Source organism: Devosia sp., from assembly GCF_035944845.1.
Taxonomy (GTDB): Bacteria; Pseudomonadota; Alphaproteobacteria; order Rhizobiales; family Devosiaceae; genus Devosia_A.
Window position 1 is genome coordinate 1 of the sequence record NZ_DASZAW010000124.1, and the last position, 12,034, is coordinate 12,034.

Genomic DNA, 12,034 nt, shown 5'->3' on the forward strand with positions numbered 1-12,034 from the left:
TGACAGGGCGAAACTTTCACCCTAACCGGACGTTTCCCTGCGGGTGGCCCCGCCTTTCTACACGAGGAAGCAATTGGCCAACGACGAACGCGGTACGAAACGGGAAGATCCCGATACCGGCAAGAAGTTCTACGACCTGAACAAGGATCCGATCGTCTCGCCTTATACCGGCAAGTCCTATCCGCGCTCCTATTTCGAACAGAACGCCGTAGCGGCGGTGCGCGCCAAGGCGGCTGCCGAACGCAACGACGAGGATGACGAGGAAGAGATCGAGACCGAGGAAGCGGCCGAGCCAGGCGCGCCCGAGATCGTCTCGCTCGAGGATGCCGACGCTGAAGAAAGCGGCGGCGATGACGGTGAAGAGATTCCTGATGTCGAGGACGTCGAAGACGTCGAAGACATCGGCGACGACGACAGCGACGTGTTCCTCGAAGAGGACGAAGACGAGGATGAAAACCTCGATTTCGACGTCGGCGGCGGCGGGGACGAGCGCTAAGCGCGACCTCGCAGGTGCGGGCAAGGGCACGAAAAGTCGAGAACTTTTCCCCACCGCGCCGAGCCCACGAAATACCGCTTGCATGCGAGGGGTGACGTGGGTAGATAGCACCGCGCTTCGACGGGAAACCGCCGCGGCGCATTCCCAAAGACACGGTTCTCGTGTCGCCGGATGTGATCCCCAGGGATCGTTGATGGGGCCATAGCTCAGTTGGGAGAGCGCTTGAATGGCATTCAAGAGGTCGACGGTTCGATTCCGTTTGGCTCCACCACTCCTCCCCGGAAGGCACTGAGGCTTCGCAAGAAATTGCGAAGGCTTCTGGCTTCCGTGGCCGTTGGCACAAGCACCCCTATATCGGAAATGCCGCATACGCGAATCGTCGGTTGGCGTCGTCGTTGTGCGAGCGCCGACTGGCGTCATTCGCCGCGCCGAGCATTCGCTCCGATACGGCGGCCCTAAGGGGCTTCCCCCTCCAGGCCCAATCGCAGCGGGCCGCCTTGCTGTGCCAATGCAGTCGACTTGAAACGCGTCGCGACGATCAACTTGCGAGGCAAGGCTAGATCGGGCAGTCTATGGCAGCAATGTCAAAAACCGGGCGAAATCTGCCATGGTACGCTCGATTGTGATGGTCCTGCACCCCGGGTTCCAGCTCCTTGACGCAGCGGGCCCCATCGCCGCATTCGAGATCGCCGAGCGCTTCAACCCGGGCAGCTATGAGCTGCAGGTGATGGCCCCCGGCGGTGGCGAGGTCGAGAGTTCGTCCCGTGCAAGGCTCGCATCGGTTCCGCTTGCCGGCGGCCCGTTCGACACGGTGATTGTCTCCGGCGGCGAGATCAATCGCTCGCCCGAGGCGTTGCGCGAGATCCTGGGCTGGCTCGGGAGCGTCAGCGCCAGGCGTATGGCGAGCGTTTGTTCGGGCGCCTACATTCTCGCCGAGGCGGGGCTGCTGGCCGGTCGTCGCGCGACCACCCACTGGTCCAACTCCTATGATTTCTCACGCCGCTATCCGGGCATCGATCTCGACGCTGAACGCATCTTCGTGCGCGACGGCAATGTCTGGACTTCGGCGGGCATCAGCAGCGGTATCGATCTGGCGCTCGCCCTCATCGAGGATGACCTCGGGGCTGAGGCGGCGCGCCGCACGGCCCAGCAACTGGTCGTGCACCAACGGCGGCCCGGCGGCCAATCCCAGTTTGCCGCCCTGGTCGAACTGGGCGGCCGCACCGGTCGCTTCGCCAACCTCATCATGTGGATGCGCGAACACATCACGGAAGAGCTTACCGCCGAGCGTCTCGCCGACCAGGCGGCGATGAGTGAGAGAAACTTCGCCCGGGTCTTTTCTGCCGAGACCGGGACGACGCCTGCCAAGGCGGTAGAGCGGCTCCGCCTCGAAACGGCGCGGGCGGCCATCGAGACCAGCCACGCTCCGTTGGATCACATCGCCCAGGCCACCGGGTTCGGCGATACCGGACGCATGCGGCGCGCCTTCATGCGTTGTTTTGGTCTGCCTCCCCAGGCTCTGCGGCGCGACCTGGCAAAGCGGGGCGCTTCGAACCAACCTGCGGCCTAGGCGTTCCCGCGGGGAGGCCGGCCTGTAGTGCCGGCATGATCCTAGAGGGCCGTTTCAGTTCGCCAGTTGCCCGGTCACGTCGTCGGGTGCTTCCACTACGCGCTGCCATTTCACCGATCTGATCTCCCAGGCGGGGTCGATCGCCTGGAGGTCCTTCAGCAGTCCGGGCAGGTGCTCGGCGCCGTAGGTGATATAAATCAACTGGTGCGTGTCCTTGGCGATGCGGTCGGCGAGCGCCCGGTTGCGGTAGTCGAGAAGCACCGGATCCAGGGGGGACGGCGCATCGGCCCCACTGAGGGCCCAGGTCAGAAAGCCGCGACAGGCATAACCGGCAATTCGCTTCTGCTCGGCCGTACTGCCGTCGAGCAGGCTGATGAGGGAGGAGATACTCTCCGACGATTTGGTCGTCGCCGTGGCGTCGGCCTTGGCCGGCTGCACCCGCGTCGCGAATCCGGGATCGGCGGCGACCAGCCGCTCATATTCATGCATCATGTCGGCCGTGCTGACATCGGCCGCGACGTGCCGCTCGGGATGTGCCGCCATGTCGGCGGCAAGCATCTGGAAATAGTCGAGCTGGAACTTCAGCCCGCACACGTCGGACAGCATCTTGTAGTTGGCGGAGAGGTCGCCGCCGCCGGCCAGCGTGTCGGCAAACCACTGGTCGCCTTGCGGCGAGCCCCGCACGCCCTCGTAGTAAATCACGTAACCCTCGGTCAGCGCTTTCTCGAGGTCATACACCACGCCCTTGTAGAACGGCTCCGAGCCGACATGCATCATGCCCTGGAACACGATGGTCTGCTTGCCGTTCGACAGCGTTGCCTGCGGCACGGTCAACGGCTTCAGATCGGTGTACACGGCCGCATAGTAGATCGGTATCGCGAGCCCGATACCGAAAACGAACAGGGTCCCGAGCACGGCCTTGATGTAGCTGATCAAGAACGGCTGCCGCCGTTGCCCGCCAAAAACCAGCCGGAGGAGCCAGGCGACGAGCAAGCCCAGCAGCAGCGCGATGACAAGGAGCGCGGCGACAATCAGCCAACTCACATCGAGCAGCACGGGCAGCCCGAGCAGGAACCCGGCTGACAGCAGGAACCAAGCGATGGCCGAGATGCGGAGCTTCCACCGCGCCCCGAATGGAACTGCTGTCGTTGCCGCGTTTGCCATGTGTGCCGCCCCGCTGGTGACCAGGCGCACTATGTCACCCCGGCAACAAACCGCCAGCGGAAATCGGATGCAGACTTAGGGGCTTAGGCCCGCCAGGGGCTCAGCGGAGGCCGGTTTCCTCGAGCAGGCCGAGGCGCTTGGCATCGTAATAATAGCCACGGGAGTAGTACCGCACGGCACCGTCGGAATTGTAGCCGGCAGTGATATAGGCGCCGCGCAGGTACTTTACTGCATATTTGAGATTGGTTTCGGCATCGAGCAGCCCCGAGGCGCTGCCGCCATAGCCCATCGAGCGCGCCGTATCGTGCCGGATCTGCATCAGCCCGTAATAGGGCCCGTTGCGCGCCCCCGGGTTGAAGCCGCTCTCGCGCTGCACCACCCGGCGCACCAGCGACTCCGGCAGGCCATAGACGCTGGCATATTTGCTGATCAGCCCATCGACCCCGGCTGACGAGGTGCGGGCCGGCGCCTCGGCAAAAGCCAGCGGCACGAAGGCCTCGCCTTCGCTCTCGGTCCGCGTTTGGGGGGTGGGGGCAATGGCCGCGACGGCTTTCGGCGAGGCAGGCTTGAACCCCGGCAACCCCGCCATCGAACAGCCCGCCACCAGGCCGGCCAGCACAGGCACGGCAAGCGTGAGGCGCACAACGCGCGAAAGAACAGGGCCCCTGAACATGGAGTTTCTCTTAACAGAAGCTTTTGCGCGGGGGAACCCGGGGCGAATTGAGCGGGATTTGCGGGGCTCGGCGCCACGAACGTGGCTTGCAAGCCGCAGCGTAACGAGCGCTCCCACCCCTGTCCCTCCCCGCGAGGGCGACCTCCTTACCGCCTCAATGCTCTGGTCTCCCCTCCCGCGCGGGAAGGAGACAGGGGTGGTGGGAGCAGCCCAGCGGTCCCGGGTCCAGTTGCCTCTCGATCGCCTAAGCGATCACCGACTCCTTGAGCGGCGCCGGGCGCTCCACCGGTGTGGTGATCTCGACGGCCCGCCCTTCGCGGCTCGCCATCTCGAACGTTTCCATCACCTCGAGCACGTGCAGCGCCAGGTCGCCCGAGGCGCGATGCGGGCGGCCCTCGAGAATGGCATGCGCCATGTCGGCAACCCCCAGGGAGCGATAGTTGGCATCGGCATAGGGCAGGGCATAGGGCACCACGGTCCAGTCCTTCTCACCCGCTGCCCGGGTTTTCACCTCGCCGCCGAACATGTTCGGGTCGGGCACCAGGACGCTCTGTTTCGTCCCGTAAAGCTCGAACGGCAGGTGCGCGTGACCCGGCACGTCGAAGCTCAGCGTCACCTGGATGATGGCGCCCGAATGGAACTGCAACAGCCCCGCCACGTGCGTCGATACCTTCACCGGCATCAACTGGCCCTTCTTGGGCTCCGAATAGATCGGACGTTCTTTCTGCGGCGTGGCGCTCATCGCCTGCACGCTTTTCACCGGGCCGAGCAGGTTGATGAGGTCGGTGATGTAATACGGCCCCATATCGAGCACCGGCCCGCCGCCGACATCGTAATAGAACGCCGGGTCGGGGTGCCAGCGCTCGTGGCCGGGGCAGGCGAAGAACGCCGTGCCGCCGACGATGTCACCCACCGCGCCGCTGTCGAGCAGGGCCCGGGCCTCCTGATGGGCTCCGCCGAGGAAGGTATCCGGCGCCGATCCAACCCTGAGCCCCGCCTTGGCTGCCGCCGCGGCGAGGGTCTTGCCTTCGGCGTAGCTGATGCCGAGCGGCTTTTCGCCATAGACGTGCTTGCCCGCCGCAATGGCGCGAAGGCCGACTTCGACATGCGCCCGGGGGATGGTGAGGTTGACGATGATCTCGACCCGGGGGTCGGCCAGTAGCGCCTCGACCGACACGGCGGCGAGCCCGAACTCGGCCGCCTTCTTTGCCGCCACCTCCGGCTTCATGTCGGCGATGGCGATCACCTCCAGCACCGGGAAATCCCGCATCGCCTTGAGGTACTGGCTCGAGATATTGCCGCACCCGATGATGCCCACGCCAACGCGACGCTTGCCGTCCATAGTCACTGTCTCCATCCCTTTCGCTGAGTCGGCCGCTCCGCCTGGTCGGGCGCGCCGCTCCAATCTTCAAGCCAGCATCGCCGCAATTGGCGCCGATTGCCAGAGGCAATGAGGTACGTAACGCAAGGTTTCTCACCGCCGCCCGATCCTGCTATGAGCGGCGCAATGCTCAATCCCATGCCCACCAGTTTCGACTATCGCCCGCCCACCGAGCCCTGGCTCAGCGTGGTGCATGCCGACGACGATATCGTCGTGCTCGACAAGCCCTCGGGCCTGCTGTCGGTCGCCGGCAAGGACCCGGCTTTGGCCGATTGCCTGGAGGCGCGGGTCAAACAGCGCTGGCCCGGCGCGGCCATGGCGCACCGGCTCGACAAGGATACATCGGGCGTCTTGGTGATGTGCCTCAACAAGAAGGCGCTCGGCCATGTCGGCCAGGAATTCGAGCAGCGCCGCGCCAAAAAGTCATACGTGGCAAGGGTCTGGGGCGATATCCAGGCCGACGAGGGGCGCGTCGACCTGCCGCTCGCCACCGATTGGGAACACAAGCCGCGCCAGCGCGTCGACTATGAAAGGGGACGCGCCAGCGTCACCGACTGGCAAGTCGAGGATCGTGAGGGCGGCATCACCCGGGTCCGGCTCTATCCGCTCACCGGCCGTACCCACCAGTTGCGCGTCCACATGCTCGAACTCGGCCACCCGATCCTCGGCGACCCGTTCTATTCGACCGGCGAGGCCCTCGCCGCCGCCGATCGGCTGCAGCTCCACGCCGAGGAGCTGGGCTTCAATCACCCCGCGGGGCACTGGGTGAACTTCCGCGTTCCGGCGCCATTCTGAGCCGTTCCCATCTCTCCGGCCGTCACGAAATCGTCACCGGAGTGCCGAAATCCGGTCCGAAACGGGCCATTTGCGCCTTCTAGCGTCCCGAGCGTCTCAACCCGAGCTCGGAGAGAACGATGAGCGAGATCAAGGACCGGCAGGACGCCGCTTCCGATATCGGCCCGATCGTCGCCGCCCTGGCAGACGACAGCCACGCCGACGATGCCTGGGCTGCTGCGGCGGTGGAGGGATTTGCCGATGCGGCACAACCCCTCGTGGACGAGGTGCCGCCGGCCGAGGCCGCCGACGTCTCTGCCGGCGCCGGCGAAGCTTTGAACGAACCGGTTGCCAATTCCATTGCTGAGCCCACCGAGGCCGGTGAACTCGACGCTGGCGCTGATCTCGGTGACGAGATCCCGACAGCAGAGGGCGTGTCCACCGACATCGCTGCGGCCATCGAAGCCGCCCTGATCGATGAACCCTCCGAGCCGCTCGCTGCCGGTGCCTTCGAGGACATGCCTGCCGCCCATGCCGACACCGTCGTGAAGCTCGACGCCGGGGCGCACGGCGCCGACGACGATGCGCCATTGCTCGACAGCGACCTCGAGGACGGCATCGCCTCGGTCTTTGCCGCGCTTCATGCCGCCCGCGAGGACGGCGCAGCCACCGATCCGCTGGGTGACCTCGAAGCTGTCGACGGCATCACCTTCCGCCTGCTGGGCGAACTCGACCGCCTGTGGCACCGCGCCGCCTGAGTTTCCCACCGGTCGGCTCACCCCTGAGCCGACCGTCTTGCACTCGTCGCACCAATCGCCTATTGCCTAGTCCCGCTGCACCCGTAGCTCAGCTGGATAGAGCGCTGCCCTCCGAAGGCAGAGGTCGTGAGTTCGAATCTCGCCGGGTGCGCCAAACCTTTCATCACATCGTCACTGGTCGAGACTGACAAACGCCAGCCCGTTATTGGCGTTCATCGGCACGACGAGTTGCTCTGCACCGGCGTCGTAGCACATCGAGGCGGCGCTTGGGATGTTCTCGGCAATCAGGGACGCCGTGCCGTCGGGCGTCAGTTTGGTGATGCCGCCGTTGATCACGCTGCTGACATATTTGGTGCCGTCGGGCAGGACCACGATGCCGTCATTGCCGGCTTGTGCCGCTTTCTCGGTCTTCAGCAGTTTGGCGTCGGCGGCGGCAAAGGTCAGCACCTCGTCGCTGCCGATATTGACCACCACCACGTTGCCGTCGCCATCGAAGGCGATGCCGTTGGGCTGATTGAGGGGAGCGCCCTGAATCCACGCCGAAACCTGGCCGTCCGGTGCCACTTTCCAGACCTGCCAAGTGTCGGGCTGGGGTTCTTTGCCGCCAACACCGGTATTGCTGGCATAGATGGTGCCGTCGGGCGCCACCTCGATATCGTTGATCCAGGATGAGCCCTCGATCTTGACCTCGCCCTGGGGTTCGCCGGTCTTCATGCTGAATTTGCGGATCACCGCCACACTCGGCGTCGTCTTCGTTGGGTCGGCCGGGTCCGCGGTGCCGCCGTCGCGGTCGGCCATATAGAGGATACCCCCCTCGATATCGCTGCCGAACGGCTCATTGAGAATGAGCGGTGGCTGCAGGGCCGCCCGCTGCTGCGGGTTTTGTACGCCGATCCAGCGCGCCGTGTTGACCGACCCGTCATGGTTGATCAGCGCGACGAAGGCGTTGTTCTCCTGAACGGCCTGGCTCACCCCGCGGGCCGGCGCCACGATCAGGTCGCGTTCCGGGTCATAAGAGCAGCTCTCGGTGGCGTAGATAGCGCCGAACACCTTCACATTGCTTGATATCGGCACGAACGCTCCGTCGGCGGCCGGGTTCACCGGCAGGCCGAGCGGGTTGCCGACGAAGTAGGGGCCGGGGGTCGGTGCTTGTTGGGCCAATGATGGGCTGGCGGCAAGCCCGGCGATAAGGACCACGCTGGCGATTGATACGGGCTGCATCGACTTCCTCCACTTAGTTCAGAGATAAGAGGCCAGGAGGATCGCCGGTGCTCCTGCGCGCCTCCCGGCAGGGCTTCGATCCTCTCGACATCACGCTGTCTCCTCCGGCTTGGTCGAGACGAAGGTCGCGGTGATGATCTCGAGCGTCTGCCGATAGTGCCGTAGCAGCACATCGACTGCGGTCTTCGTGTCGCCGGCGAGCGCCGCATCGGCGATCAGCCGGTGCTCGTCGGGACGAGCTTCGAACGGCGCGGGGTTGGCGCTTTCGGTGATGAACCGATACGAGTCCACCCGATCGCGGATCTCCTGGCAGTAGCGCAGCAGCAGCGACGAGCCGCAGGTGCTGATCAGCGCCTGGTGGAACTGCTTGTGCCGTTCATCCCAGGCTGGGTTGAGCTGCTGGCGCGCCGCGTCCGAATATCGTGGCGTCCGCGATAGCCAATGCAGCGCCAGAACCAGTTCCTCCTCCCATGCGACGGTGCGGTTCTTGATGCTCTCGGTGAGTGCCCGCTCCTCGAGCCAGCACCTTGTCTTGATCAACTCCTCCAGCATCTCTGCCGTGAACGCCGTCACGAAGAAGCCTCGTCGTTCCTCGCGTTTGACCAACCCTTCCGACGCCAGCCCGATCAACGCCTCGCGGATCGGGATATGCGACGTCTCGTAGCGGTCGGCGAGGTCCTCAACATTCACTTTGGTGCCCGGCCGAAGCTTGCCCGTGAGGATGTCGCTTCGGAGCGTGGCCCGAATTCGGGTGGCGGAAACGATCGCACTGTCCGAAACGCGATCGCTGTTCTTTGGCAGAGCTGACACTGTTGGGTCCCTTGCAGAGGCGTCCGGACCGTCCAATAACTCCAAAAACCAGAAAAAATCAGATTCTAACTACGGTGATGGGGCCACCGCGGCGTCGCAGGGCAGAAACTCGCCCTCCGGCCCCGAGCCGTCCTTGAGAGCCGCAACCAGTTTGGAGCCATCGGCGCTTTCTGTGAGATCGATCGTTCCGCGAACCACCTCCTCATGGCCGCTCTCGCAGGCGATCTTTATCTGCCAGGTCTTTTCCCCGGTTTCGGTGAGGCCGGTATAGGGGCACACATTGCCTTGGAAGCGTACGTCATCGGCGCTGATCAGCACCTTGTCGCCGCTGGCATCGGCCGCCCCGGCATGGGCCGCACACCCGGCTGGCGTACCATAGCTACCGGCAATCGGCAGGCTCGCCGCCAGCACAGTGCCGGGAACGACGAACAAGGTCGCCGCAAGAGTTAGTCTGAGTTTCACTTCGTCACTCCTTCTCGACGCCGGATGGCCGATCAGCGATCGTCTTCGCCCATCATGTCGCCACCGACGCGAGAGTCGAATGCCTCCGCCACGACCAGCTTGCCATCCTCGACCTTGAGGCCCAGCTGCGGCAGCTTGCGCACCGCAGGTCCATGCGCCACTTCGCCATTCTTGGTCGGGTCGAACCGCGAGCCATGACAATCGCAGGCAAGCAACTTGTTCTTCAGCGTATCGCCGAGCGGGCAGCCGGCATGGGTACAGATGATGGTGTAGCCGAGCACGCCTTCGGCGGATCTCGCCGCGGTTTCCGCCGGCAGCGTCGCCGGGTCGTAGCGCAGCAGCAGTACGGTGTTCTCGTACTCGGCATTGCGCACCACGCCGTCGGGCGACATAGCCACCGCTTCGAACGGCTTGCTGTCGAGCTTGATGCTATCAGGCGTCAGCGGCGTTTGGCCTGCCGGTGAGACCAGGAAATCGCCGACTTGCGGCGGCATCGCGTCAGGCGCTGCGGCCAGCGCCGTGCCACCCAGCCCGGCAAAGGCGCCCGCTGCCGCAAGGCCGCCCAATACGCTCCGCCGGCTGACCCTGGTGCACTGGCAGCCACACTGAGCCTCAATCGTCGGTTCTGCCGTAGTGCCTTGTTTCATCAGATGTTCTCCTCAAGTGCCGGCCACGACCGGCCGGCAGCGCGGCCGATAGCACCGCACCCTCATTGTGCTTGAATATAGAAAGCTGGCGTCAGTGCTTGTTCCTATATTCTGAATTGGTTTTTGTGGGCCGCGTACATTCTGGCGGCCAAACCCAGCATTGCGATAACGTTGCGGCGCTCCCGATCCCATTGGGTCGGCGGCCGAGTTCTCGAAAAAAGGGATGAGGAAGATGGCACGCTTGCGCTTAGGCGTCGGCCTCCTGGCCTTGGCGGTGACGATGGCGTCATTGGCCTCGGCGGCAGAGGTAACCAACGAACGGCTTGTTGACGCCGACAAAGAGTCCGGCAACTGGCTCATGGTCCACCGGACTTATGACGCCCACCGCTACAGCCCGCTCGACGGCATCAACAAGGACAATGTCGACAAGTTGTCGCTGGCCTTCGTCACCCAGTTCGACCAGGCCTCGGCCGGAGGCCGCTATGCCAGCGCCCGCAACGAAGGCACGCCGCTGGTCGAGGACGGCTTCATGTACGTCCAGGCCGGCTGGAGCCGGGTCTACAAGGTCGACGTGCGCGACGGCCGCTTCGGCAAGATCATGTGGAAGGTGGATCCCGAGGTCGACAAGCAGTGGATCTCCGATGCCACCTGCTGCGGCGCCGAGAACCGCGGCATCGCGCTGTGGAAGAACGACGTCATCGCCCTGACCCTCGATGGTCGGGTGATGTCGATCAACAAGGATACCGGCGAGCTCAACTGGGAAACCCAGCAGGCCGACAAGGCCCGCGCTGAGAGCTTCACCGTTGCCCCGCTGGTCATCGGCGATGTGGCGCTCTACGGCCCTGCCGGCGGCGAATACGGCATCCGCGGCTGGATCGAGGCGATCGACCTCAATACCGGCAAGCCGAAGTGGCGCACCTACACCATCCCGGCGCCGGGCGAGCCCGGCAGCGAGACCTGGAAGCGCGAAGGCACATGGGAAACCGGCGGTGGCTCGATCTGGGCGACCGGCAGCTATGATCCCAAGCTCGGCCTGACCTACTGGGGCACGGGTAACCCGGCGCCGCAGATCGACGCCGAGTATCGTCCCGGCGACAATCTTTATGCCTCGAGCCTCGTGGCGCTCGATACCGAAACCGGCGCCATCAAGTGGCACTTCCAGTTCACCCCCAACGACCCCTACGACTACGACGAGATCGGCGAGACCCAGCTCATCGACAACGGCGACAGCAACCTCGCCTTCCGCGCGGCGCGCAATGGCTTCGGCTACGCGTTCGATCGCACCAACGGCCAGCTGCAGCATGCAACGCAGTACGTCGACGACCTGAACTGGACCACTGGCATCGACCAGAAGACCGGCCTGCCGCTGAGCTACGATCCTGCGGCCGACCTGCAGAAATACGTGGCCGGCACCGTCGGGTCGCGTGACGACCTGCCTGGCATCTATTGCCCGACGCTCGGCGGCGGCAAGAACTGGCAGCCGGCCTCCTACAGCGCCAAGACCAAGCTGGTTTACCTGACCTCCAACGAAGGCTGTTCGGCCTACGTACCGACCGAGGCACCGAACCCGACCATCACCGGCGGCGAGTACGACGTGGTGGCGGCGCAGAAGGAATGGAACGGTCGCTTGCCCGCTCCCGAGGGCACCGAACTGCCGGCCGAACAGAGTGGTTCGGTCGTGGCAATCGATCCGGTCACGGGCAAGATTGCCGCCAAGACCCACCTGATCGCCCGCGGCAATGGCATGTTGGCGACCGCCGGCGGCCTGGTGTTCGGGTCCGACCGTGCCGGCTGGATCTACGCCTACGACGACGAGACGCTGAAAGAAGTCTGGAAGTTCAACGTGGGCACCTCGCTTGGCTCTCCGCCGATGGCCTATGCGGTCGACGGCAAGGAGTATATCGCGGTCCTCGCCGGTGCGGCGCCGAGCACGGCGCAGATCAACGCCGATCCGTCGTTGAAGTATTTCGTGCCCACCGACGCGATGTACGTCTTCGCCGTGAACTGATCTCTCCCTCGGGCACGTTGGCGAATGCGCCGCCGTGCCCGCAATCCTCGGTGCGGCGGCGAAAGCTGCC

11 protein-coding genes, 2 tRNA genes and 1 pseudogene are annotated in these 12,034 nt (G+C 64.8%); 7 read left to right on the forward strand and 7 right to left on the reverse strand.

Annotation, left to right across the window (positions count from 1 at the left end; genetic code table 11):
* Positions 1–73: 73 nt before the first annotated feature.
* The 3 genes from VGV07_RS24305 (at position 74) to VGV07_RS24315 (ending at position 2,066) form a co-directional block, all read left to right on the forward strand.
* Positions 74–496, forward strand: coding sequence for a TIGR02300 family protein (locus VGV07_RS24305; RefSeq protein WP_326871311.1), 423 nt, complete (start codon positions 74–76; stop codon positions 494–496).
* 195 nt (positions 497–691) lie between these two features.
* A tRNA-Ala gene (locus VGV07_RS24310) sits at positions 692–767 on the forward strand.
* Positions 768–1,103: 336 nt separating this feature from the next.
* Positions 1,104–2,066, forward strand: a complete 963-nt coding sequence (locus VGV07_RS24315) for a GlxA family transcriptional regulator (protein WP_326871312.1) — start codon at positions 1,104–1,106, stop codon at positions 2,064–2,066.
* Positions 2,067–2,120: 54 nt separating this feature from the next.
* On the opposite strand, the gene VGV07_RS24320 is transcribed toward VGV07_RS24315, so the two are convergent.
* The 3 genes and pseudogenes from VGV07_RS24320 to VGV07_RS24330 all read right to left on the reverse strand — a co-directional run bounded on the left by VGV07_RS24320 (position 2,121) and on the right by VGV07_RS24330 (position 5,245).
* Positions 2,121–3,230, reverse strand: coding sequence for a hypothetical protein (locus VGV07_RS24320; protein WP_326871313.1), 1,110 nt, complete (start codon positions 3,228–3,230; stop codon positions 2,121–2,123).
* A gap of 100 nt (positions 3,231–3,330) precedes the next feature.
* Positions 3,331–3,816 (reverse strand): annotated as a pseudogene (locus VGV07_RS24325) (transglycosylase SLT domain-containing protein); the annotation flags it as partial.
* Between the two features lie 331 nt (positions 3,817–4,147).
* Positions 4,148–5,245, reverse strand: coding sequence for a Gfo/Idh/MocA family oxidoreductase (locus VGV07_RS24330; RefSeq protein WP_326871315.1), 1,098 nt, complete (start codon positions 5,243–5,245; stop codon positions 4,148–4,150).
* Between the two features lie 153 nt (positions 5,246–5,398).
* Here VGV07_RS24330 and VGV07_RS24335 point away from each other — a divergent pair, with 153 nt between their 5' ends.
* The 3 genes from VGV07_RS24335 (at position 5,399) to VGV07_RS24345 (ending at position 6,970) form a co-directional block, all read left to right on the forward strand.
* Positions 5,399–6,079: a pseudouridine synthase gene (locus VGV07_RS24335; RefSeq protein ID WP_326871316.1), complete on the forward strand. Its 681-nt coding sequence runs from the start codon at positions 5,399–5,401 to the stop codon at positions 6,077–6,079.
* A gap of 119 nt (positions 6,080–6,198) precedes the next feature.
* Entirely contained in the window at positions 6,199–6,816 is a 618-nt protein-coding gene (locus VGV07_RS24340; RefSeq protein ID WP_326871317.1) for a hypothetical protein, read from the forward strand.
* 77 nt (positions 6,817–6,893) lie between these two features.
* A tRNA-Arg gene (locus tag VGV07_RS24345) sits at positions 6,894–6,970 on the forward strand.
* Between the two features lie 17 nt (positions 6,971–6,987).
* Here VGV07_RS24345 and VGV07_RS24350 read toward each other — a convergent pair.
* From VGV07_RS24350 to VGV07_RS24365, 4 genes are all read right to left on the reverse strand, one after another.
* Complete coding sequence (locus tag VGV07_RS24350; protein ID WP_326871318.1) at positions 6,988–8,037, reverse strand: SMP-30/gluconolactonase/LRE family protein; 1,050 nt, start codon at positions 8,035–8,037, stop codon at positions 6,988–6,990.
* Positions 8,038–8,127: 90 nt separating this feature from the next.
* Positions 8,128–8,847, reverse strand: coding sequence for a GntR family transcriptional regulator (locus VGV07_RS24355; protein WP_326871319.1), 720 nt, complete (start codon positions 8,845–8,847; stop codon positions 8,128–8,130).
* Between the two features lie 69 nt (positions 8,848–8,916).
* Entirely contained in the window at positions 8,917–9,309 is a 393-nt protein-coding gene (locus tag VGV07_RS24360; protein WP_326871320.1) for a hypothetical protein, read from the reverse strand.
* Positions 9,310–9,341: 32 nt separating this feature from the next.
* The gene (locus tag VGV07_RS24365) at positions 9,342–9,956 is read right to left on the reverse strand and encodes a ubiquinol-cytochrome c reductase iron-sulfur subunit (protein WP_326871321.1); all 615 of its coding nucleotides are present in this window, start codon (positions 9,954–9,956) and stop codon (positions 9,342–9,344) included.
* Between the two features lie 232 nt (positions 9,957–10,188).
* Here VGV07_RS24365 and VGV07_RS24370 point away from each other — a divergent pair, with 232 nt between their 5' ends.
* Positions 10,189–11,964: a pyrroloquinoline quinone-dependent dehydrogenase gene (locus VGV07_RS24370; RefSeq protein ID WP_326871322.1), complete on the forward strand. Its 1,776-nt coding sequence runs from the start codon at positions 10,189–10,191 to the stop codon at positions 11,962–11,964.
* Positions 11,965–12,034: the final 70 nt, after the last annotated feature.

Bases quoted from the DNA above. Each gene is read 5' to 3' on its own strand.
- VGV07_RS24315 (WP_326871312.1), top strand. From the start codon at position 1,104: ATGGTACGCTCGATTGTGATGGTCCTGCACCCCGGGTTCCAGCTCCTT.
- VGV07_RS24320 (WP_326871313.1), bottom strand. From the start codon at position 3,230: ATGGCAAACGCGGCAACGACAGCAGTTCCATTCGGGGCGCGGTGGAAG.
- VGV07_RS24330 (WP_326871315.1), bottom strand. From the start codon at position 5,245: ATGGACGGCAAGCGTCGCGTTGGCGTGGGCATCATCGGGTGCGGCAAT.
- VGV07_RS24335 (WP_326871316.1), top strand. From the start codon at position 5,399: ATGAGCGGCGCAATGCTCAATCCCATGCCCACCAGTTTCGACTATCGC.
- VGV07_RS24340 (WP_326871317.1), top strand. From the start codon at position 6,199: ATGAGCGAGATCAAGGACCGGCAGGACGCCGCTTCCGATATCGGCCCG.
- VGV07_RS24350 (WP_326871318.1), bottom strand. From the start codon at position 8,037: ATGCAGCCCGTATCAATCGCCAGCGTGGTCCTTATCGCCGGGCTTGCC.
- VGV07_RS24365 (WP_326871321.1), bottom strand. From the start codon at position 9,956: ATGAAACAAGGCACTACGGCAGAACCGACGATTGAGGCTCAGTGTGGC.
- VGV07_RS24370 (WP_326871322.1), top strand. From the start codon at position 10,189: ATGGCACGCTTGCGCTTAGGCGTCGGCCTCCTGGCCTTGGCGGTGACG.